Raw genomic sequence first — 21,639 nt, 5'->3', positions numbered from 1 at the left:
ACTGGGCCCCGGCTATACGGCGCATCGCTTACGCGACGCGCCTTGTCCGGGAAAAAGGAACGACGCTAATTCCCCGTCGTCCGAAAGCGCAGCGACTTCGGGCCGATCAGCGTGAGCATGTCGCCCTGACGCTTCCAGGTCTCGACACTGCTTAGTGCGGCCACGAGCTCGTCATCGGCCTGCGCCCGCGCAGGCGGGCAGTTGCGGTCCTGGATCTGGCGGGGCACGAAGATCACCGTATTGCCGGCGACCGAGAACTGACCCTTGCCGCCCTTGCACCAGAGCTCGAGCAAGACCTCGCCATTGTCGCCGATCTCGATGTTCGGAATCCGCTTGGAGCCTGCTTGCGGCAACGCTTCCAGCGTCATCTCGGTGCCGAAGGGGAACCCTTCCTGGGCATGCACGAGCGTGGACATCGCGAGCAATGCAATCGTCGCACACACCAATCGCAGACGCGAAACCATGAGACCTCTCGACCGAGCTGACTTGCCGCACCTTCTATAAGACAGCGGCGGCCTTGAGAAGATTCGTGCAGATGCAAAAATCCCCGCAAGGCGAACCTCGCGGGGATTTGCATCACAGCTTTGGCGTAGGCCGCTACTTCAGCACCAGCGCCGTGAACGGCCAGACATAGGCCTGCAACGTCACGAGCACACCGACGAGACAGGCCAGCACGATCGAATGCCAGAACACGAAGCGCAGGATCGTGCCCTCATGGCCGTACCAATTGGTGGCGGTGGAGGCGACCACGATCGACTGCGCGTCGATCATCTTGCCCATCACGCCGCCCGATGAGTTCGCCGCAGCCATCAAAATCGGCGACAGGCCGAGCTGTTCGGAGGTGATCTTCTGCAGGTTTCCGAACAGCACGTTGGAGGCGGTGTCCGATCCCGTCAGCGCCACACCGAGCCAGCCGAGCAGCGTGCCGAAGAAGGGATAGAGCACGCCGGTGGCGGCGAAGGCGAGGCCGAGCGTTGCGTCGACGCCGGACAGGCGCGTCAAGGTGCCGATCGCGAGCATCGCCGAGATCGTGATCAGCGAGATCGCGCACAGCCGGATGGTCCGGCCGTACTCGGTCAGGAGCCTCCCGGGACCGACGCCCATCAGGAAGCCGGAGATGATCGCCGCGATCAACATGCCCGTTCCGGTGAAGGACAGGTAGGTGAAGCCGAACACCGCGGCCTCCGGCGTCGGCTTGGCCGCCACCGGCGGCACCTTGTTGATCATCTGATGCAGTTCGGGCACCGGATAGTTCCAGACGAAGATCGAATTCGCCCAGGCCTTGAAGCCGCCGTTACCCCAGATCAGCATCACGATGCAGACGATGATCCACGGCAACAGCGCGTTGAACATCTCGCTCTGCGTGAGCGGCGTCTTGTCGAGCGGTCTTGCCGCCGCCATGGTGGCGGCGGATTCGTCGCGGCCGCGCAGCGCCGGCGACAGCCAGAGTTGCTTCGGCTGCCAGACCTTCAGGAACAGGATCAGCGCCCCCATCGAGATCAGCGACGCCCCGATGTCCACGATCCAGGGATTGATGTAGTTCGAAATCACGAATTGCGGGATCGCGAACGACAGGCCAGTGACGAGGATCGCCGGCCAGACGTCCTTCATGCCCCTCCAACCCGCGAACGCCCAAACCACCCAGAACGGCACAATCAGCGAGAACACCGGCAATTGCCGGCCGACCATGGCGCCGAGAATGTAGGGATCGAGCCCCGTGACCGAAGACAGGCCCTGGATCGGCGTGCCCAGCGCGCCATAGGCGACCGGTGCGGTGTTGGCGATCAGCGACAGGCCGGACGCTGCGAGCGGCGAGAAGCCGAGCCCGATCAGCACCGCGCCGGTGATCGCGACCGGCGTGCCGAAGCCCGAGGCGCCCTCGAAGAACGCGCCGAACGAGAACGCGATCAGCAGCAATTGCAGCCGCCGGTCCTCGGTGACGCCGCCGACGGCGCGCTTCAGCAGTTCGAAGCGTCCGGTACTCACGGTCACCTGGTAGAGAAAGATGACGTTGAGGACGATCCAGCCGATGGGGAAGAAGCCGGTGACGATGCCCAGCACCGAGGCGCGGATCGACATGTTGGCCGGCATGGTGAAGACGAAGATCGTGATCAGGTTCGCCACGATCACGGCGACGATGGCCGCGATGTGGGCCTGGACGCGGCCGCTCGCGATCAGGACCAGCAGCGTGACGACGGGCACCGCCGCCGCAATGGTCGACAGCACCGGGCTGTTCAGCGGATCATAGATCTGATTCCACATAGTCATTCTCCCCACGCATGTTGCAGCAGGCGGCCCGCGTGGAGAGCCGTTCCTGCTTGACGCCAAAAGCGTAAACCCCAAGCTGGACGCGAAGTCCTCGCGCTGCGGGCGGTTCCCGTCCGCTCACAAGCGCGAGAAATCCCGGAGCACCCCGCCCCGGGCCGTCGAAGCCCATGCTAAGGTCGCGGCCTGCGACAATCCAACGCAAATTGCAGACCTTGCGACTTTAGTCTAAGCGCGCCCGTTTCCGCCATTGCCTCAGCCATTTGGCTCTGGGCCGTTATGCACATGCCCTGAGGAGACCCAGCTCGGTGAAGAACATCAGCGCCACCCTCGCGATCGTCTGGCGAATCGCGATCCCCTATTTCCGGTCGGAGGACAAATGGGCGGGCCGCGGCCTGCTCGCCGCCGTCATTGCCTTGGAGCTGGCGCTGGTCGCGATCAATGTTCTCGTCAGTCAGTGGCAGAACCGGTTCTTCAGTGCGATCCAGGGATATGAACTGGACCGCTTCGTCAGAGAGATCTGGATCTTCCTCGTCCTTGCTTTCACCTTCGTCGCGCTGGCGGTCTACAAGCTCTACCTGAACCAGTGGCTCCAGATCCGTTGGCGGCGATGGCTCACGCAGCATTACCTCGCCGAATGGCTCAATGGTCCGACGCATTACCGCATGCAGCTCAAGGGCGACGCCGCCGACAACCCGGACCAGCGTATCACCGAGGACGTCAAGAGCTTCGTCGAACAGACATTGACCCTTGGGCTGGGGCTGCTGTCGTCGGTCGTCACGCTCGCCTCGTTTGTCGTCATCCTCTGGGGCCTGTCAGACAAGGCACCGCTGCACATCTACGGCACGGACATCGTCGTCCCCGGTTTTCTGGTCTGGTGTGCTCTGGTTTACGCGATCCTGGGTACGGCGCTGACGCACTGGATCGGCTCCCCGCTCATCAACCTCAATTTCGAGCAGCAGCGCTTCGAGGCCGACTTCCGCTTCAACCTGATCCGCGTGCGGGAAAATTCCGAGCAGATCGCCCTCTTGAAGGGTGAGAGCGCCGAGCGAGGAAATCTGCTGCAACGCTTCGGTTTCGTCATCGGCAATTGGTACGCGATCATGAGCAGGACCAAGCGTCTGACCGCCTTCACGGCAAGCTACGGCCAGGCTGCCGTGATCTTTCCCTATGTGGTGGTGGCTCCGGCTTACTTCGCCAAGAGAATCCAGCTGGGCGACATGATGCAGACCGGCTCGGCATTCAGCAGCGTACAGGATGCGCTCTCTTTCTTCGTCTCGGCCTATCGCTCGCTCGCGGAATGGCGCTCGGTGATCGCCCGCCTCGATGGCTTCGAGATGTCGGTCAGTTCGGTCGCAGAGACCGCGGCGCGCGAGCCAGCCGTCGCCATCGCACCATCAAGCAACGCGGCAATCGGGCTCGAGCAGCTGCTCGTAAAGCTGCCAAACGGCGAGCCGCTGGTGGCCGCCAATGCAATCGCGATCGAGCCGGGCGAACGGGTGCTGGTGACCGGGCCGTCAGGCTCGGGGAAATCGACGCTGTTCCGGGCCATCGCCGGAATCTGGCCGTTCGGCACCGGGACCATCGCCATCCCTGGAAACGCCAGGCTGATGATGCTGCCGCAGCGGCCATATTTTCCGATCGGCCCGCTCGGCGACGCCGTGATCTACCCGGCAGAGCATGGCGCGATCGGACCCGACAAGATCGCGGAGGCGTTGAACGCGGTTGGCATGCCGCGGCTGGCAAAGCGGCTCGACGAGAGCGGTCACTGGAATCGGATGCTTTCGCTCGGCGAGCAGCAGCGCCTCGGGCTCGCCCGCGCGCTGTTGCATGCGCCGGACTATCTGTTCCTGGACGAGGCGACCGCGTCGCTGGACGAACCCTCCGAGGCCCGTCTCTACCGCCTGCTGGCGGAGAAGCTGCCGCAGGCCACCATCGTCTCGATCGGCCACCGCTCGACGCTCGACGCCTTCCACACGCGCAAGATCGCGCTGGTGAAGGACGGCGCGATCCACGTCCTCGGCGGCGGCGCGCCGGCCGAGGAGGAGCCGAGTGCGGCAGGCTGAGGCGCGAAGGATGTCCTGCGCGCCCGATGGGCGTGTCCGAACCGCCGCTCCCACACGCTCGTCATGCCCGGGCTTGACCCGGGCATCCACGTCCTTCTGAAGTTCTCCGCGGGACGTGGATGGCCGGGTCAAGCCCGGCCATGACGATGTAGAAACATCGAGCCCTGCACGCGCCACGTTCGTTTCCACAACGTCAAAGCAAAAGGGCGGCAGGTTGCCCTGCCGCCCTCGTTAAGCCGTTTCGGGACGAAACTTACTTCAGATTGCTCATCGCCGTCAGATCGAACGAGAGCTTGGCGACGCCGGCCGCGCTGCACCAGTTGGAGCCGAAGCCGCCTGGATTGATGGCGGTGAAGCTGCCGTCGAACTTCGCGGTGAAGTCGCTGGTGAAGGCGTTGCAATCGCCCTTCTTCAGGTCGGTGTCGTAGTAGCGCAGATCGAGCGTGAACACCTTGTAGGTGAAGCCGACGCCGACGTTCCAGGTGTTGTAGCTCGGCTCCTTGATGCCGTTCGCGTACACTGGATCGCCTGCGATGCCGTAGAAGATGTCGGAGGTGCCGAGCCACTGGCGGCCAAACTCACCCGACACATACATGCCGACTCCGCTGGCGCCGAAGGTCGTGCTCGGCGCGATCCACTTGGCGGTGATCGAGGCGTAGTTGCCCCAGGCGCCGAGGTTCAGGAAGTTCGGCGAATAATACTCGTTGAAGCCGACCGTCCACTGGTCGTTGATGTTGATGTTCAGCTTGGCATAGGCTTCGAAGAAGCTCGCGTCCTTCTTGGCGAAGTTTCCGTTGATCGGCAGGCCGATGGCGCCCTGCGAGTAGTCGATGTCGCCGCCGCAATTGCCCTGCGCCAGGGTGCCCTGCGAACCGAAGCAGCTTCCGCCCGGATAGAGATAGCCCCAGACACCGAAGTCGAAGGCGAACATGCCGAAGGTCGGGCGGATACCGCCGTAGATGTCGACTTCCGCCGCGGCGCGGTTCGGGAACGAGATGCTCGAGGCGGATGTACCGATGTAGAGCTGGAGGTCCTTGTTGACGTTGTAGCGCGGCTCGAAATAGGCCGTAACCGACGGCTTATGGTTCGACTGGGTGATACCGCGGAAGATGTAATCGCTCATGATGCCCGCGCCGAAGGCGACATCCCAAGGATCAAAGGCCGGCGGCGGCGGGGCCTTCAATGCCTTCACGCGCAGATCTGCCGCGAAAGCCGAACCCGTCGTCACCATTGCCAGCGCCGTTGCCAACAAAGCCACTTTTTTCATTTCGATCCCCATCGTCAGTTCTAGACCCCAGTCGGATCCCGGTAGCCCCCCGGGTCACTCGACCTGATTGCAAATTTGATAACTGCGACAATCTGGATTGGGGGATATGAACCGTGAAGCAAAAAGCGCGGGCATCTGCTGACTTTTTAGGCGTTTTGACGATTTCACGAAAAGGTTGTCCGCCTGTGTGGCTTCTCGATCACATTGTTTGCATTCCAAAGTGCTTGGGAGCCCCGTGTATGTCCGGTGGTCGTCAGGGGGAGTGACACCCGGGCCACGAATCAGAACGGGGGGGGGGAAGCTGCGCCTGAATTCACCCTGCAAGATGCAAAAAGGCCGCAGCGCGCCCGCGCCGCGACCTTCCTGTTTGCAAGTCGACTTCAGAGGAGACGAAGGGGTCGGGGCTCTAACCCTGCCCCTCGGCCTGCGCCGGTTCCGCAGAAGACGAAGGCATCGCCCAGCTTGTCTCGGCGGCAGGCTCGGGAGCCGGAGCTTCCACCGGTGCTGATGGCTTCGGAGCCGGAGCTGCCTTCGCCTTCTTCGGTGCCGTTTTCTTCGCGGCCTTCTTGGGTGCAGCCTTCTTGGCTGGCTTAGCCGCAGCCTTCTTGGCAGATTTCTTCGGGGCTGCCTTCTTGGCAGATTTCTTCGTCGCCTTCTTCGCCGCTTTCTTTGCGGATTTCTTGGCAGACTTCTTCGCGGACTTCTTGGCCGCCTTCTTCGCCGCTACAGCCTTCTTGGCCTTTTTAGCCTTCTTGCTTTTCTTCTTCTTCGCTTTCGCCATCGTGGTCCTCCTGTTGCCGCCGAACAATGGTCGATCGGGCGCCTTCAGCGTCACCTCCGGACGAAAGACCAGCCTTGAAGGCTCAGCCTTTGAAAGCTCAGACCTGCGCGTTCAATGCCGGCCGCGAGCCGCCCGTAGCCCAATCGAGAAGCTCAATCGTGTGTACGACCGGAACTGACGTGCCACTGGCAATCTGCACCATGCAGCCGATATTGCCCGCGGCAATCATGTCCGGCTTGACGCTGGCGATGTTGGCGATCTTGCGATCGCGCAACCTGCCCGCAAGCTCGGGCTGGAGAATGTTGTAGGTCCCTGCCGAACCGCAACACAAATGGCTCTCGGGGACATCTTTCACCACGAATCCATTCTTGGAAAGCAATTCTTTCGGAAGCCCCGTGATTTTCTGCCCGTGCTGCAACGAACATGCGGAGTGATAGGCGACGACGATGTCGTCCTGTCGCGCAACCTGCTCCAATCCGAGACCGGCGACGTATTCGGTGATGTCTTTGGCGAGCGCGGACACTTTCGCCGCATCTTCCGCAAACGCAGAGTCCTCGCGCAGCAGGTAGCCGTAATCCTTGATCACGGTGCCGCAGCCGGACGCCGTCACCAGAATGGCGTCGAGCCCTTCGCCGGCCGCTTCCTTCCGCCACGCCGCGACATTGGCGCGCGCCCGCGCCAACGCATCATGGTCGTCGCCGAGATGATGGGTCAGCGCGCCGCAGCACTGCTCGTCCCTGACCAGGACAACCTCGATGCCGTGGCGGGTGAGAAGGCTGATGGCGGCCTGGTTGATGCGCGGCGCCAGCACTTGCTGGGCGCAGCCCTGCAGCAGCGCAACCCGGCCGCGCCTCTTGCCGAGCGCCGCGAACACGCTGCCGGCAGCGGGGCCCGGAGCAGGCAGCCGGTCCGGCGCCAGCGCCAGCATCGCCTTGAGGCGCTGGATCAGTCCGGGCGTGGCGGAGGGGCGCGGCGTCGGCAGGAAGACGGCGAGCGGGCGGGCCAGCCGCGCCAGCACCATGCTCGCACGAAAACGCCGGGGATCCGGCAGGACGAAGGCCAGCACCTTGCGCAGCAGCCGCTCGGCGAGCGGCCTCTGATAGCGCTCCTCGATCCGGACCCGGGCCTGGTCGACCAAGTGCATGTAATGCACCCCTGACGGGCATGTCGTCATGCAGGCCAGGCACGACAGGCAGCGGTCGACATGCTTGACCACCTCGGCCGTCGGCGCCTGGTCCTTCTCCAGCATCTCCTTGATCAGGTAGATGCGGCCGCGCGGGCTATCGAGCTCGTCGCCGAGCAGCACATAGGTCGGACAGGTCGCCGTGCAGAAGCCGCAATGGACGCAAGCGCGCAGGATCTTGTCCGCTTCGGCGATGTCGGGGTCGGCGAGCTGCGCCAGTGAGAATTCGGTCTTCATGCCACGGCGTCCCGTCTCAAGCGCCCCCGGTTGAGAATGGTCTTCGGATCGAAACTGGCGCGTACCCGCTCGCTGAGCGCGGCAATGCCTGATACCTGCGGATGGAAAACGTCGACATTGCGCCTGACATCCTCGGCCGCGCGGATCAGCGTGGCGTGCCCGCCGAACGCATTCGCACGCGCACGCACCGCCGGGGCATGCGCATCCGGCTGCGGCGGCAGCGCCGCCCAGATCAGCCCGCCGCCCCAATCGTAGATCACGTCGCCCCCGGTCTCGCGCGCCAACTGGGTCCCGAGCGCCGCGCCTGACGCCGGCGGACAGACGATCCGCCACACCGGCCAGGCACCGAGCGCGCCGCTGGCCGCGAACGGCAACACGTCGCGGATCGTGGCCCACAGCGTAGCGGAGGCCGCATCCTCGATCAGCGTCGCAGTTCCAAACGGCGCCAGCAATTGGCGCAGCGAGCCGGCGCGGTGCACGGCGGACGCCGTGATGCCCTCGAGCCGCAGCACGGTCAGCGCCTCGTCCTGGCCCACGATGTCGCCGAGCCCATCGGTCTTGGCGCGGAACGCGGATTTCGGCAGATGCGCAGCACCGGAGACGTCGAAGGGCGAACCGAGCGCCGCCGTCATCGCCTTGTTGGCGACGGCCTCATCTAACCCGCGCAGCAGCAGCGTCCGCTCCGCCTCGGGCTTGGGCATCACCTTCAGCGTGACCTCGGTCATGACCGACAGCGTGCCCCAGGACCCCGCCAGCAGCTTGCAGAGGTCGTAGCCGGTGACATTCTTCACCACCTTGCCGCCGGTCTTGAAGCTGTCACCGAAACCGGAGACGGCGTGCGCCCCGAGCAAATGGTCCCGCGCCCCGCCGGCCCTGATCCGCCGCGGACCGGCCAGCCCGGCGGCGATCATGCCGCCGATGGTTCCGAGCGCGGGCGTGCCGAGCAATGGCGCCGTATCCATCGGCTCGAAGGCGAATTGCTGGTTCTTGGCATCGATCAGCGCCAGCACGTCAGCGAGCGGCGCGCCGGCCTGCAGCGTGACGATCAGCTCGTTGGGCTCGTAGGCGGTGACGGCGTTGAGCGCGGAGAGGTCGAGCACGGCATTGGTCGCCATCGCATGTCCAATGCCGCGCTTGGAGCCATGACCGATGATCTCGAGCGGCTGCTCATTGGCAATCGCCGCGCGCACCACTTCTTCGACGTCTTTGGCGTCTCTGACTTTTAGCGTATCCACGGGAAAAGCCGGTAGCGAAGTTTACCAGGGAAGGCAATCGTTCGTCGCGAATCTAGAACCGCGGAATGTCCGGGAACGCTAGCTTGCCTGCGTGGACGTGCATGCGGCCAAGCTCGGCGCAGCGGTGCAGAGTCGGGAATACCTTTCCGGGGTTGAGCAGGCCCTGCGCGTCGAAGGCGCATTTGAGCCGCTGCTGCTGGTTGAGGTCGATCTCGGTGAACATGTCGGGCATGAGATCGCGTTTCTCGATGCCGACGCCGTGCTCGCCGGTCAGCACGCCGCCGAACTCGACGCAGGCGCGCAGGATGTCGGCGCCGAAGGCTTCGGCGCGCTCGATCTCGCCGGGCTTGTTGGCATCGTAAAGGATCAGCGGGTGCAGATTGCCGTCGCCGGCGTGGAACACGTTGGCGCAGCCGAGCTGGTATTTTTCCGAGAGCTCGCGGATGCGGGCGAGCGCTTTCGGCAGCGCGCCGCGGGGAATGGTGCCGTCCATGCAGAGATAGTCGGGCGAGATGCGGCCCACGGCGGGGAACGCGGCTTTCCGGCCGGCCCAGAACAGATTGCGCTCGGCTTCCGAATTGGAGATCTGCAGCGTCACCGAGCCGCAGCTTCTTGCGATGCCTTCGACCCGCGTGATCAGCTCGTCGACCTCGATCTTGGGGCCGTCCAGCTCGATGATCAGCAGCGCCTCGACGTCGAGCGGATACCCGGCATGGACAAAGGCTTCGGCGGCGTGGATCGCCGGCTTGTCCATCATCTCCATGCCGCCGGGGATAATGCCAGCGCCGATGATGCGGGCCACGCATTCGCCGGCCGCTTCGACCTCTGCGAAGCCGACCATCAGCGCGCGCGCCGTCTCCGGTTTCTGCAGAATGCGCACCGTGATCTCGGTGATGACGCCGAGCAGGCCTTCCGAGCCGGTGATGACGCCCATGAGGTCGTAGCCGGAGTTCTCCGCCGACTTGCCGCCGATGCGCAGGATCTCGCCGCTCATCAGCACGATCTCGCAGCCCAGCACATTGTTGGTGGTCATGCCGTATTTCAGGCAGTGCACGCCCCCGGAATTCTCCGCGACATTGCCGCCGATCGAGCAGGCGATCTGCGAGGATGGGTCGGGCGCGTAGTAGAAGCCGGCATGCGCGACCGCCTGGCTGATCGCGAGGTTGGTGACGCCGGGCTCGGTGACGACGACCCGGTTGTCGAAATCGATCTCGCGGATGCGCTTGAACTTGCCGAGGCCGAGCAGCACGCCGTCTTCGAGCGGCAGCGCGCCGCCTGACAGCGATGTGCCGGAGCCGCGCGGTACCACCTTGATGTTCTGCTCTGCACAATATTTCAGGACCAGCGAGACCTGCTCGGTGGTATCGGGCAGCACGACCACCATCGGCGGCTGCCGATAGGCCGTGAGCCCGTCGGATTCGTAAGCCCGCATCTCGGCCGCGCTGTCGATCACACCTTCGCCGGGCACGATTGCACGCAGCGCCGCCACGATCTCCGCGCGGCGCGCGAGCACGCCCTGGTCGCTCGCAGGCATCATGATGGCCATTTCAAGTCCTTCATCGCAGATCGTTCCGGCTCACGCCGTACGATCGATTTGTCGCGCCAAATCAACCACGTCCGGGGGTGTTTGGGTAGGCCATCCGAAAGTCGGACCGGCAATCGTCGGCGAGTTCGCTCTGGGACAAGTAGGAAATCGTGAAACCTGTCATGGTTTGGTGGCTTGTCCAAGCCGGGCGGGCCTGCCAAAAGCGGCAGGCTCGCCGATTGCCGCTCAGGCAAGAGACTGACCAGACCCCAGGGAAGAGACGAAGAGCAACCGATGACAAAACTGACTTTTGGCGCACTGATGATCCTCACCGTGACTGCCACCGCACCTGCCGCGATGGCGCAGGATGTCGCGGCCGGCAAGACGTCGTTCAACAAATGCCTGGCCTGCCACGCGATCGGCGAAGGCGCCAAGAACAAGGTCGGCCCCGAGCTCAACGGTCTCAACGGCCGCAAATCGGGCACCGCCGAGGGCTACAATTATACGGATGCGAACAAGAATTCCGGCATCACCTGGGACGAGGCCACGTTCAAGGAATACATCAAGGATCCCAAGGCGAAGATCCCCGGCACCAAGATGGCGTTCGCCGGCATCAAGAACGAGACCGAGATCAACAATCTCTGGGCCTTCATCGCCCAATACGACAAGGACGGGAAGACCAAGCAGTAAGTCCGCAAAGGCGGCCGCTAATCCGCGGCCGCCTGCGTTGGAATGATCTTGCCGATCATCGCCTCGATCTCCGCCTTTACGAGATCCGGCTCGGCATTCTGCACCATGTGACCGAGACCGGGCAGCACGATCAGCTTCGCATTCGGCACGGTCGCGGCAAACGGGCGCGCGTGGATGTCGGTCTTCACGGTCTTGTCGGGCTCGCCGGCGATGATAGTCACCGGCACCGATATTTCGCCATAGCGCGCGACCTGCGCGGCCACCGCTTCCTTCAGCGTCACCAGATCATAGGCATTGGCGACAAACTCGCGCGGCCGCAGCAGCAGCGGCGTCGCGGAATCCCTGACGAAGCCGTCCGGCATGGTCTGCGGCAGGAAGACGTTGCGCGCGCCTGACTCGGCGAGGACGTAACCGAGCGGCAACGTGATCGTGTAGGCGAGCAGCGGCCCGATCGCGGGCGTTGCGATGATCTCGTTGTAGCGGCCGACACCGCCGCGCCAGGGATGCGTGACGGGCGCGAGCATCACGAGGCCGGCAACGCGGTGCGGGTGATCGAGCGCGATCCGCGCGCCGAGCGCGCCGCTCCAGGAATGCACCACGAAGATCGCCTGATCGATCCCGAGCTTTTGAAGCGCCTCGTCGATCATCCTTGCCTGGATCTGCGGCGTCGAATCCTGCCGCCGCGCGCGCGTGCTCCAGCCATGGCCGGGGCGATCGATCAAGATCACGCGATGATCCCTGGCGAGGAGATCGCCGAGCGGCCGGCGCATCACTTCGAGATTGGAGCTCGCGCCGTGCAGCATCACGATCGGCAGGCCGGCCGCGCGCGGACCGATATCGACCACGTGGAGCACGGCACCGTCGACCTCGATCATCCGGCCCTGCGGTGGAAAGGCGCGTTGCACGGCGACGATTCCGGCCTGCGTGGCCAGCGCCAGCAGGACCAGCGCCGTCACGACTGACATCACGATCATCGAGAGAATCCGGGCGATCCTGGGCACAGGGCAGTTACGGGTTTTGGCACATTGCAGTTTCGCCTGACCGGCCCCAGGGCTTCCACCGAAATAGAGGGGCTGTGGATATGTGCATAATCAACGAGCGCGAAAATACAATGAAATCAACGATGTTCCGTGGTGACACACAAGCCTCTAGCCAGCTTCATGCAGTCGTCATCGCGGCTTCCATATAATCGCCATGGTCGGTTCCGCCATCTAGGCGCGGGTGGGCGCCGATCCTCCTCGCAACCTCAGGGGATGCGGGAAAGACCGGCAGGATTTTGTCCTGATTTGAACCGGAGGATTTCGATGAGCTTCAGATCCAACGACACTGCGATCGACGAGATCGTCGCGAGCTGTAACGGCGACTTGCGCGGTGCCGTGCGGGCGCTGCTCCTGATCAACGAGCATCTCGAGGCAGAGCTTGCAAGGGCTTACGCCGCCGCCGCCGATCGCGGCCTTACTGAGCGCGGCAGCAGCGCTCTGCACTAAGATGCCGGCGGTCTAGTTCGACCCGTCCTCGTCCTTTTCCTCCTCGGGCGTGGGCGCGGGGCAGACGCGGATCGTCGAACGGGCAAGCTTGGCATCGGCCCTGGATTTGTAGGGGCCGGAACCGAAATAGATATCGCCGATGATCACGGGATTGCTGGTCACGATGTTGCATCTGCCGGTGGCGCGGTTGCCGACCACCCAGAACAACCCGTCGGCAAAGCTCGCCGTTCCCGACGCAATCAGCAAGCTACCCGCAACAATCAAGCGCTTCATGGCTGTGCTCTCCCTGTCATGCAGGTAGGTCCGCTGCGGCGGCAGCAATAGCCCGCAAAGCGCCGCGCTTCCGATCGTGGTTAATCCTCGACGGCCATGATCACTCGGGAAATGATCAACTTGTCCGCTAGATGTCGCGGCCTTCGACCTTCTCGGTCAGCGATTTGACCTGGTCGGGAATCTTCTCGAGGTGCGGATTGACGGCGAGCGCCTTGCGGTAGGCATCCAGCGCGCGCTTCTCGTCGCCGACCTCCTGCATGATCATGCCGAGCCCTGCCAGCGCGCCGAAATGACGGGGCTCGCGGATCAGCACCTGCTGGATGTCGGCGAGCGAGCGGCCGTAATCGTTCTGCATGTAATAGAGCGTCGCGCGCCGGTTCCAGGCCTCGATATAATCGGGCCTGAGCTTGATGACCGAATCCAGCAGCTTGATCGCGATTTCGATCTTCTGCGCCTCGGCCGCGGTCTTGGCGCGTGACATCAACAGCGCCGCCGTGTCGCTCGGGGTCTGCAGCCAGACCGCCCAGATCCGCGCCTCGACATGCTTGGCGCTGGCCTCGTCGGGCGCGGCCTTCAGTGCGCCGAACAGAAAATCAAGATTCTTGCTGCGGTCGACCTTGGGCAGCTTGGCCGGCGCCTCCGGCAGCTTCTTCTGCTTGCCGGGCGGGGGCGGTGGTTCGATCTGCTGCGCCAGCGCCGGCGTAAGGCCGGTCGCTCCCAGGACGAGGGCCAGGCACAGCGTGCGGGCGAAAGGGAATCTCACTGCCATGGTGAAAGTCTAAACGCGCAAAGCCGTCCTTGCAAAGCAAGGACGGCGTCAAACTCGTGTGAGCGTAGTGTTGCGGAGCGCGCGAAAGCGCCGCGCAGGGCGAGATCAGCCCTGACGCGCCTTGAAGCGGCGCTGCACCTTGTTGATCACATAGACCCGGCCCTTGCGGCGGACCAGGCGGTTGGCGCGATGGCGACCGCGCAGCGATTTCAGCGAGTTACGGACCTTCATGGCAGAATCCTGAACGTTCGAAAGGCCGTGTTCGGCACTACCGTTTCGGCACGCGCGAATGTGGCAAAATGAGATTTTTCCCGCCGGCGGACCGACCGCCCGGGACGGGGCGGGGCGGTTCTTAAGGCATGGTAGGAGGTCATGTCAATGTTAACTGCCGCCTTCCGAACGGCAAGCCGCGAAAACAACCCCATGCACAGTAGAAGCGGCCGAATCGGATCTATTTTATCGCCATGCTTTCAAGGCCTTTCGACAACGCCTTGCCAAATTCGTTATATCATATAATCAATTCGGCAACCCGTCGGGAGGACCCCCATGCCGAAGCTGAAGCTGCCTAATATCGACGACGTCGTCGCCATCGACATCCACACCCATGCCGAGGAGCCCTGCGGCACCCATCCCGATGACGGCTATGACGACTTCCAGGCGCAGATGGCGGAGTATTTCAAATCGCCCCACAAGCATCCGCCGACCGTGCCGGAGACCGCTGCCTATTACCGCTCCAAGAACATCGCCGCGGTGATCTTCCCTGTCGATGCCGAGCGCGAGACCGGTTTCCGCCGCTACAAGAACGAGGAGATGCTGGAGATCGCCTCCGAGCATCTCGACGTCCTCATCCCCTTCGTCTCGATCGACCCGCACAAGGGCAAGCTCGGCGCGCGCGAGGCACGCAGGCTGATCGAGGAATACGGCGTGCGCGGCTTCAAATTCCACCCGACCATGCAGGGCTTTTACGCCAACGACCGCATGGCCTATCCGCTCTATGAAGAGATCAACAATGGCGGCGCGATTGCGCTGTTCCACACCGGCCAGACCGGCGTCGGCTCCGGCATGCCCGGCGGCATGGGCATGCGGCTGAAATATTCCAACCCGATGTACATGGACGACGTCGCGGCCGATTTCCCCGACCTTAAGATCATCCTCGCGCACCCCTCCTTCCCCTGGCAGGAGGAGGCGCTGTCGGTCGCGACGCACAAGCCGAACGTCTATATCGATCTCTCCGGCTGGTCGCCGAAATACTTCCCGCCGATCCTGGTGCGCTACATCAACTCGATTCTCCAGGACAAGATGCTGTTCGGCTCGGACTGGCCGGTGATCACGCCTGACCGCTGGCTGTCGGATTTCGCCAAGATCGACATCCGCGACGAGATCCGGCCGAAGGTGCTCAAGGCGAACGCGCGCAAGCTGTTGGGAATCTAGGCGCTCACTGATACCCCGAGCATCGAGGGCTCCGATCGAGCGATCGAAGCCCTCGGGCTCAGGTGCGCGCGGCCTCAGACCTGTGCAAGGCCGCCGTCGACGAAGACCTCGCCGCCCGTCATGTAGCTGCTGTCCGAAGACGCCAGGAATGCGGCGACCGCCCCGGTCTCGCTGGGGTCGGCGACACGCCCGATGGGCGTCGTGCTCCCAAGCGCGTCGAAGGCTTCCTCGCCGACGATCTCCAGCGCCAGCTCCGTCTTGGTCGGCCCCGGCGACAGCACATTGACGCGGATGCCCGTGCCGCGCAGGTCCAGCGCCCAGCTGCGCGCCAGATTGCGGATCGCGGCCTTGGTCGCGCTGTAGATGCTGAACTGGGGTGTCCCCATCACGCCCGTGCTCGAACCGGTGAGAATGATCGACGACCCCTTGCGCATCAATGGCAGGGCCTTCTGCACGGTGAACACCAGCCCTTTCACATTGACGTCGAAGATATGATCATAGTGCTCGGGCGTGATCTCGCCGAGCGGCGCAAACAGCCCGGTGCCGGCGTTGGCGAAGAGAACGTCGACACTGCCGCGTTCGGCTTTCACCGTCGCATATAGCCGGTCCAGGTCGGACAGATCGGTGACCGATCCCCGGATCGCGCGCGCCGAAGACCCCAGCTGCGCGAGCGCAGCGTCGAGCGGCTCCTGCCGCCGTCCGAAGATGTAGACGAACGCGCCTTCGTCGACGAACCGCTTGGCCGCTCCCAATCCGATGCCGGTTCCACCGCCCGTCACCACCGCCGTCTTGCCTTGTAGTCTGCTCATGTTGTGCTCCTTCAATGAGGTTGCACTGAGCTGGCGGCCTACCCACCTATCGACAAGTATGCACCTTTTGGTAAGTGCCCAAAAATGTCCTCAGATCTTCCAGACCCAGACTTGCCGGCGGCGCAGGCTCAAGCAGACGTCCAGCGCTGCACGCCCAATCTCCCCGGCTTCACATGCGGCCTGGATGCGACCCTGCGGGTGGTCTCCGGCAAGTGGAAGCCGCTGATCCTCTACTTCCTCGCCCAGGACGGCCCGACCCGCTACGGCGAGCTCCGGCGCGCCATACGCGACGTCAGCGACAAGGTGCTGATCCAGCAGCTGAAGGAACTCGAGGCCGACGGCCTGGTGAAGCGGACCGACTACAAGGAGGTGCCGCCGCGGGTGGACTACAGCCTCACGCCTCTCGGCCATAGCCTGGCGATGGCCCTTGTGCCGCTCTGCACATGGGGTACGGAGCACATGGCGGAAGTCAGTCGGGTCTTCGCGGAGAGGGCCACCTGGACACGGCCCGGACGTCAGCCAACCCTTTAGCTTGAGCTGATAAGCAAGCCATACCTAAACCGACTTGAATATCCAGCGACCCTGCAGCCGCAGCGCGCCCATCTGGATCAAGAGCGTGGTGGCGATGGCCGCGAGGAACGCAGGGAGGATGCCGACGGTCGTCAACAGCAGACCAAGAATGAAGAAGAACGTAGCGAATCCGTAGAGAGCCAGGACCATGCCGCGCAACACCTGCGCGCCATGACGGCACCCCGGATGCGATGAGCGAAAATCGCCAAAATGGTTCCGAACACGGGAAAGCTCGCCAACACACCGGCCGTTTTCGCACCGACGAAAGTGGCAATCCCGGTCAAAGTCAGGACAATAGTCGTTGCGATCAGCATCCGCGCAGGTAGATCCCACCAATGTGCGGGGACGACGCTGCGAATTGCCGTGTGATGTGGAATGAGGCGCGCGGCTGCGGTGAGCGTGCCCAAAGCGATCAGAAAAAAGCTCCAGTTCGCCAGCGGCAGGAGCTGAACAAGGAAGCCGGTGACTGCATATGTGGCGGTTCCGACCAGCAAAGCTATCACCCAGCCCTTTCGAGCGAAAAGTGCGTAGCCGAGGCTGAAGCAGGCCTGAGCGGCAGTGCCGACCAACGACCCGTTGGTAGCCGCCGTGGCGAAGTCCGCGCCGTACTGGAGGGCAAGGAACGCGGCGACCGGACCTGACGTCAGCGGCAGACCGACGAGCCACCCACCGATGGCGTCACCCCAACGACGCCCGGCCAAGGAGGCGACAAGGATGAGCAGCGGCGGCAGGATCAGCTTCAAGACGATGAGGCTCATTCGTGCGGCACTGCTTCCTCGGCTTTGCGCCGGGTGGCCACCGCCAAGGCAAGACCGACGAGGATGAGGACGACGCCAGCGCCGAAATGCAGCCCGAGCGCGTCACCGAACATCACAGCCGCCGCCGCAATGCCGACACGGGCTGAAGATACTGAACGCTCGCCGCGAGCGGAGCTGAAACTGTCTTCAGGATGTACAGCCAGAGGAACAGCCCTGCGACACTGACCGCCACCCCGAGGTAGGCGGCTGCAGCAACGACCCCACCCGTGAGATGGACATCGCTGTGCGACAGCTCCCAAGCGCACCATGGCATCAGCGCAAGGAACCCAAAGAGCGTGCTCCAGGCCGCGACGGCCGCGGTATCATACTCGCGCGTAAGTTCGACGCTCCAGACGTAGTAGAACGCGATCGCGACGGCCGAGAGCAGCATCCAGAAGGCGCCAACCACACCAGACGAAACCACCGAGCCCGTCACCTGATCTTGTCCGAGCGCAACCAGACCGATGCCGGCGAACGCAGTCAGTAGACCAAGCTGCTGGCGGCCGGTGACGCGCTGTCCCAGTCGAAGAGCCGCGAACACGACGACAAAGATGGGAATGGTTGCCGAAATGATCGTCCCGACGGACGCGGTCGTTCCCTCGATGCCGAAAGCCTGTGCGACCTGGCCGACGCCGATTCCCAAAACGCCGAGGGCAGCCGCGCGAGGAAGCGCCTTCAAAGCGAGCGTCGGCTTGCCGATCGTGCATACGAAGAGCAACAGCACCGCGATGGCAAACCGCATTGCGGTCAACGTCAGCGGAGGCACCGACTGAAGACCATATTTGGTAACCGGGATCGAAAGCCCCCACATCACGGCGAGCAGCAGCATCCAGGCGACACCTCGCGCGGAAACGCCGCTTGGCGTCATCGGCGCCGATCTTTCGAGTCGAAATGCCTGAGAATTCATGACGCAAAGCTAGCCCATTGGTCGACGATGCAGATTTCTTTTTTTCAGTGATTTTGGTGCCTAATGGCCCTAACAATACTCGGATGAAGAAATCGAGCTCCCCAAAAAAGGTACAAGGCTTTCAAAAACGAAAGCCGGACGCAGCGCACTATTTCGTGCTCGACGAGATCGACAGACGAATTCTGCGGGCTTTGCAGCAGAATGGACTGATCGCAAACCAGGTTTTGGCAGATGAAATCGGCCTGTCGCCTCCGGCCTGCTTGAAACGCGTGCGCCGCCTGAGGAGCGCGGGGATCATCGAACGCACAGTATCTCTGCTATCTGCTGAGGCATTGGGTTATCCATTGCTTACCGTTGTCCGCCTGAAGCTCGACGGACCAACCGAAGCGATGATGCACACGTTCGAAGCGCGAATGATGGCTTCTCCGCGTGTGTCGCAATGCATGCTGATCGCTGGCGATACCGATTACATCCTCCTGGTCCGCAGCCGCGATGTTGCGCACTATCAAGAGTTTGCACGGCGCATGTTGAAGGTGGCCCCCGGTGTTCGGGCCTACACCAGCGAGATTGTTCTGGCTGTGACCAAGTCTACAACAGAGCTGCCTGTTGATTCCTGATCAACGATCAATAAGCTGCGGCCGATTGAACCCCGCCGATCACGCTTTGGATCGGCAGATTTTCGATACGGGTTTGGTAAGCTGACGATTAGGGCCATTCCCCCAAGCGAGGTCGTCGTGACCGCAACGGCATGGAAGGATAGCCAATGAGCATCAAAGCCGTCGTCTTCGATGCCTACGGGACGCTCTACGACATCCAGTCGGTCGCCGAAATCACCGAGGATGCGTTCCCGGGTTATGGCGAGCTCATCACGCAGGTCTGGCGCATCAAGCAGCTCGAATACACCTGGCTGCGCTCGCTGATGCGGCGCTACCAGGATCTTGCCGCCGTCACCCGCGACTCGCTCGCCTATACGCTGCGCATGCTGGGGCTCGCTTACGAGAACGACGCATTCGAGCGCGTCATCGGGAAATATCTGCAGCTCGATCTCTATCCGGACGCGACCGCAGCGCTTGCCGCCTTGAAACCGCGCCAGCTGGCCATCCTCTCCAATGGCAGTCCGGACATGCTCAATGCGCTCGTGCGCAACTCCGGCCTCGACACCCTGCTCGATGCCACCATCAGCGTGGACGCGAAGAAGATCTTCAAGCCGAGTCCTGAGGCTTATGAGCTGATCGGCGAGGTGCTCGGCACCCAGCCGAGCGAGGTTCTGTTCGTCTCCTCCAATCCGTGGGACGCCGCGGGGGCGAAGTCGTTCGGGCTGACTGTGGCGTGGATCGAACGGGTGACGCCCGAAGCCATGGCGCTGGCTTGCGTCGAGAACGAAGTCGTGGCACCGCTGACGATGTTCAGGGCGATCCGCACCCAGATGGACGAGCTCGGCTTCGCGCCGGATCATCGCATCCGCGCGCTTTCAGAGCTGCCAGGCATCGCTTGAGGGATTGCATCACGTCGCCTGCCCACGAGTCTGGAATGAGCTGTTTGGAATGAGCCTTCAATCCGTCCGCGATTTCTTCGCCGAAAAAGCCCCCGACATATCAGTCATCGAATCCCCGATCAGCTCCGCCACCGTGACGCTGGCCGCCGAAGCCTATGGCGTCGAGCCCGGCCGGATCGCCAAGACCCTGTCCTTGCGCATCGGCGAGCGCGTGATCCTGATCGTCGCGAGCGGCACGTCGCGCATGGACAACAAGAAGGTGAAGGCGCAGTTCGGCGGCAAGCCGAAGATGCTGGGGCTGGAGGAGGTCGCCGAGATCACCGGCCACGAAGTCGGCGGCGTCTGCCCGTTCGGGCTGAAGGTGCCGCTGCCGATCTATTGCGACGTCTCGCTGAAAGCTTTCGACGTGGTGGTGCCGGCCGCAGGCTCGACCCACAGCGCGGTGCGCATCACGCCTGATCGGATGGCCGAGCTGACCGCGGCCGAATGGGTCGATGTCTGCGAGATCAGACCATAAGGCGGCTGCAGGATGCCTGATGCATTTGCCGGTCCGGGAGGCTAATGTAGGAACCATGCCCGACGAGAAGGTAAAACGACGGCTGACAACGGTGCTGTGCGCCGATGTGTACGGCTATTCTCGCCTCATGGAAGCAGACGAGGCGGGAACGCTGGAGACGCTCCGCCGCTACCGCACTGCCATTGCGGGGTTGGTCGAGCGTCACGACGGCCGCATCGTGAATACCTGGGGCGATGCCGTGATCGCCGAGTTCGCCAGCGTCGTCGAGGCCGTGCAATGCGCGGTCGAGATTCAGCAAGAGATCTCAAATCAGGATTCAGACCCCTCTCGCGTGAACCCGATGCGATTTCGCATCGGCATCAACCTCGGAGATGTGATGGTTGATGGCTCCGACATCTATGGCGACGGAGTCAATATTGCGTCGCGGCTGCAAGAACTCGCTGACCCCGGCGGCGTCGTCATCTCGAGCTCGGTCTACGATCAGGTGCACAACAAACTGTCCGTCGGCTTCGACTGTCTCGGCCAGCGGCCCATGAAGAACATTGCTCCCTTGACCAGCTATCGGGTGACCTTGGGCGACCAAGCCGCCGGCCGAGGGAGCTTCGCGGTCAACGAAAGCCCAGCTCGCCGGAAGGAAGCCGGTGCTATGCGGATGGACGACGGGCACGGTCCATCCTCATGGACGAGTGTCGTCTCGGATTGGCTGGCGAAACTGCCACGCCCGGTTGCAGCGGCCCTCACGGTGTCGGGCTTTTTGATTCTAATCAATCTGTTCACTGGCGCGCATAAAATCTGGTTCCATTGGCCAGTCGCAGCCATTCTCTTCGGTGTTGTCTTGCGGATGGCGCTTGGCCATCGACCTGAGTCGGACAGCAAGGGGGAGCGCTGAACGAAGCGGTACAACCGCATCTGGCGCTTACGCTGCGTACCTTGCGCCAGGCAGCGCTAATCGTCGTCCTCATCATAATAGGGCCGCGGCTGCGCGTACGGAGGCGGAGGCGCATTGTTATAACGCGGTGGCGGCGCGATGCGGTTGCGCGGCACCGGCTGCTGCGGCTGCACCTGATTGTTGGACTGGAACACCGCACGGCACCCGCTCGACAACTGCGGAGTGTTCTGCTGCAAGCAAGCCACGATGCGGTTCCTGTCCGGAATCTGGTCGCTGCACAGCCGCCACACATCGGGTGTGCACGCCATCTGCTGTTCCATTGTGCCGCGATATTCCTGGGCCAACGCTGCGCCCTGCGCGGCGATGCCACCGACCGCAAGCGCCAGACCCAGCGCAATCCGCTCTGCTCGCATGTCCCGGTCCCTTCTCGATTCCCTTGAATTCTC

24 protein-coding genes are annotated in these 21,639 nt (G+C 63.2%); 9 read left to right on the top strand and 15 right to left on the bottom strand.

The window, feature by feature from the left end:
- Positions 1 to 65 precede the first annotated feature (65 nt).
- Positions 66 to 464: an META domain-containing protein gene (locus BCCGELA001_RS06215; protein WP_060734849.1), complete on the bottom strand. Its 399-nt coding sequence runs from the start codon at positions 462 to 464 to the stop codon at positions 66 to 68.
- Positions 465 to 597: 133 nt separating this feature from the next.
- Positions 598 to 2,262 carry an L-lactate permease gene (locus tag BCCGELA001_RS06210; protein WP_060734848.1) on the bottom strand — a complete coding sequence of 555 codons (1,665 nt, stop codon included), beginning with the start codon at positions 2,260 to 2,262 and terminating at the stop codon, positions 598 to 600.
- A 311-nt stretch (positions 2,263 to 2,573) separates the two neighbouring features.
- Between BCCGELA001_RS06210 and BCCGELA001_RS06205 the strand changes: the two genes are divergently transcribed.
- Positions 2,574 to 4,331 (top strand): ABC transporter ATP-binding protein/permease, encoded by a 1,758-nt coding sequence (locus tag BCCGELA001_RS06205; RefSeq protein ID WP_060734847.1) that lies wholly within the window; start codon positions 2,574 to 2,576, stop codon positions 4,329 to 4,331.
- Positions 4,332 to 4,584: 253 nt separating this feature from the next.
- On the opposite strand, the gene BCCGELA001_RS06200 is transcribed toward BCCGELA001_RS06205, so the two are convergent.
- The 5 genes from BCCGELA001_RS06200 to BCCGELA001_RS06180 all read right to left on the bottom strand — a co-directional run bounded on the left by BCCGELA001_RS06200 (position 4,585) and on the right by BCCGELA001_RS06180 (position 10,580).
- Positions 4,585 to 5,598 carry a TorF family putative porin gene (locus BCCGELA001_RS06200; RefSeq protein WP_060737512.1) on the bottom strand — a complete coding sequence of 338 codons (1,014 nt, stop codon included), beginning with the start codon at positions 5,596 to 5,598 and terminating at the stop codon, positions 4,585 to 4,587.
- Between the two features lie 406 nt (positions 5,599 to 6,004).
- Complete coding sequence (locus BCCGELA001_RS06195) at positions 6,005 to 6,379, bottom strand: hypothetical protein (RefSeq protein ID WP_060737511.1); 375 nt, start codon at positions 6,377 to 6,379, stop codon at positions 6,005 to 6,007.
- Positions 6,380 to 6,476: 97 nt separating this feature from the next.
- The gene (gene glcF / locus BCCGELA001_RS06190; protein ID WP_060734846.1) at positions 6,477 to 7,799 is read right to left on the bottom strand and encodes a glycolate oxidase subunit GlcF; all 1,323 of its coding nucleotides are present in this window, start codon (positions 7,797 to 7,799) and stop codon (positions 6,477 to 6,479) included.
- The gene (locus tag BCCGELA001_RS06185) at positions 7,796 to 9,034 is read right to left on the bottom strand and encodes an FAD-binding protein (protein WP_060734845.1); all 1,239 of its coding nucleotides are present in this window, start codon (positions 9,032 to 9,034) and stop codon (positions 7,796 to 7,798) included. Before BCCGELA001_RS06185 ends, glcF begins: the two co-directional genes overlap by 4 nt.
- Positions 9,035 to 9,086: 52 nt before the next feature.
- Positions 9,087 to 10,580, bottom strand: a complete 1,494-nt coding sequence (locus BCCGELA001_RS06180; protein ID WP_060734844.1) for an FAD-linked oxidase C-terminal domain-containing protein — start codon at positions 10,578 to 10,580, stop codon at positions 9,087 to 9,089.
- A gap of 273 nt (positions 10,581 to 10,853) precedes the next feature.
- Between BCCGELA001_RS06180 and cycA the strand changes: the two genes are divergently transcribed.
- A complete protein-coding gene (gene cycA / locus BCCGELA001_RS06175; protein ID WP_060734843.1) occupies positions 10,854 to 11,249 on the top strand; it encodes a cytochrome c-550 CycA in 396 nt (131 codons plus the stop codon).
- A gap of 17 nt (positions 11,250 to 11,266) precedes the next feature.
- On the opposite strand, the gene BCCGELA001_RS06170 is transcribed toward cycA, so the two are convergent.
- Positions 11,267 to 12,223, bottom strand: a complete 957-nt coding sequence (locus BCCGELA001_RS06170) for an alpha/beta fold hydrolase (protein WP_060734842.1) — start codon at positions 12,221 to 12,223, stop codon at positions 11,267 to 11,269.
- 330 nt (positions 12,224 to 12,553) lie between these two features.
- On the opposite strand from BCCGELA001_RS06170, the gene BCCGELA001_RS06165 reads away from it, so the two are divergent.
- On the top strand, positions 12,554 to 12,736 hold the full coding sequence (locus BCCGELA001_RS06165) for a hypothetical protein (protein WP_008544046.1): 183 nt from the start codon (positions 12,554 to 12,556) through the stop codon (positions 12,734 to 12,736).
- A 12-nt stretch (positions 12,737 to 12,748) separates the two neighbouring features.
- Here the strand turns inward: BCCGELA001_RS06165 and BCCGELA001_RS06160 are convergent, their stop codons facing one another.
- From BCCGELA001_RS06160 to ykgO, 3 genes are all read right to left on the bottom strand, one after another.
- The gene (locus BCCGELA001_RS06160) at positions 12,749 to 13,009 is read right to left on the bottom strand and encodes a hypothetical protein (protein WP_060737510.1); all 261 of its coding nucleotides are present in this window, start codon (positions 13,007 to 13,009) and stop codon (positions 12,749 to 12,751) included.
- 127 nt (positions 13,010 to 13,136) lie between these two features.
- Positions 13,137 to 13,778, bottom strand: coding sequence for a tetratricopeptide repeat protein (locus tag BCCGELA001_RS06155; protein WP_060734841.1), 642 nt, complete (start codon positions 13,776 to 13,778; stop codon positions 13,137 to 13,139).
- A 105-nt stretch (positions 13,779 to 13,883) separates the two neighbouring features.
- Positions 13,884 to 14,009, bottom strand: a complete 126-nt coding sequence (gene ykgO / locus BCCGELA001_RS06150; protein ID WP_006611362.1) for a type B 50S ribosomal protein L36 — start codon at positions 14,007 to 14,009, stop codon at positions 13,884 to 13,886.
- Between the two features lie 315 nt (positions 14,010 to 14,324).
- Between ykgO and BCCGELA001_RS06145 the strand changes: the two genes are divergently transcribed.
- A complete protein-coding gene (locus BCCGELA001_RS06145) occupies positions 14,325 to 15,209 on the top strand; it encodes an amidohydrolase family protein (RefSeq protein WP_060734840.1) in 885 nt (294 codons plus the stop codon).
- A gap of 74 nt (positions 15,210 to 15,283) precedes the next feature.
- Here the strand turns inward: BCCGELA001_RS06145 and BCCGELA001_RS06140 are convergent, their stop codons facing one another.
- Positions 15,284 to 16,018: an SDR family NAD(P)-dependent oxidoreductase gene (locus tag BCCGELA001_RS06140; protein WP_008544045.1), complete on the bottom strand. Its 735-nt coding sequence runs from the start codon at positions 16,016 to 16,018 to the stop codon at positions 15,284 to 15,286.
- A gap of 84 nt (positions 16,019 to 16,102) precedes the next feature.
- Here BCCGELA001_RS06140 and BCCGELA001_RS06135 point away from each other — a divergent pair, with 84 nt between their 5' ends.
- A complete protein-coding gene (locus BCCGELA001_RS06135) occupies positions 16,103 to 16,549 on the top strand; it encodes a winged helix-turn-helix transcriptional regulator (RefSeq protein ID WP_236840821.1) in 447 nt (148 codons plus the stop codon).
- A 131-nt stretch (positions 16,550 to 16,680) separates the two neighbouring features.
- Here BCCGELA001_RS06135 and BCCGELA001_RS06130 read toward each other — a convergent pair whose 3' ends face one another.
- A complete protein-coding gene (locus BCCGELA001_RS06130) occupies positions 16,681 to 17,346 on the bottom strand; it encodes a hypothetical protein (protein WP_008544043.1) in 666 nt (221 codons plus the stop codon).
- A gap of 112 nt (positions 17,347 to 17,458) precedes the next feature.
- A complete protein-coding gene (locus tag BCCGELA001_RS06125; RefSeq protein ID WP_335339437.1) occupies positions 17,459 to 18,214 on the bottom strand; it encodes a DMT family transporter in 756 nt (251 codons plus the stop codon).
- 95 nt (positions 18,215 to 18,309) lie between these two features.
- Between BCCGELA001_RS06125 and BCCGELA001_RS06120 the strand changes: the two genes are divergently transcribed.
- The 4 genes from BCCGELA001_RS06120 (at position 18,310) to BCCGELA001_RS06105 (ending at position 21,193) form a co-directional block, all read left to right on the top strand.
- Positions 18,310 to 18,909: an Lrp/AsnC family transcriptional regulator gene (locus tag BCCGELA001_RS06120; protein ID WP_144441166.1), complete on the top strand. Its 600-nt coding sequence runs from the start codon at positions 18,310 to 18,312 to the stop codon at positions 18,907 to 18,909.
- A 146-nt stretch (positions 18,910 to 19,055) separates the two neighbouring features.
- A complete protein-coding gene (locus BCCGELA001_RS06115; protein ID WP_008544040.1) occupies positions 19,056 to 19,787 on the top strand; it encodes a haloacid dehalogenase type II in 732 nt (243 codons plus the stop codon).
- A gap of 49 nt (positions 19,788 to 19,836) precedes the next feature.
- A complete protein-coding gene (locus BCCGELA001_RS06110; RefSeq protein WP_008544039.1) occupies positions 19,837 to 20,304 on the top strand; it encodes a YbaK/EbsC family protein in 468 nt (155 codons plus the stop codon).
- 55 nt (positions 20,305 to 20,359) lie between these two features.
- Positions 20,360 to 21,193 (top strand): adenylate/guanylate cyclase domain-containing protein, encoded by an 834-nt coding sequence (locus BCCGELA001_RS06105; RefSeq protein WP_008544038.1) that lies wholly within the window; start codon positions 20,360 to 20,362, stop codon positions 21,191 to 21,193.
- A 56-nt stretch (positions 21,194 to 21,249) separates the two neighbouring features.
- Here the strand turns inward: BCCGELA001_RS06105 and BCCGELA001_RS06100 are convergent, their stop codons facing one another.
- The gene (locus BCCGELA001_RS06100) at positions 21,250 to 21,606 is read right to left on the bottom strand and encodes a hypothetical protein (protein ID WP_008544037.1); all 357 of its coding nucleotides are present in this window, start codon (positions 21,604 to 21,606) and stop codon (positions 21,250 to 21,252) included.
- Positions 21,607 to 21,639: the final 33 nt, after the last annotated feature.

The sequence above is a fragment of the Bradyrhizobium sp. CCGE-LA001 genome (assembly GCF_000296215.2).
Lineage (GTDB): Bacteria > Pseudomonadota > Alphaproteobacteria > Rhizobiales > Xanthobacteraceae > Bradyrhizobium.
Note: the sequence above shows the minus strand (reverse complement) of the source record. Positions and strands in the feature narration are given on the sequence as shown.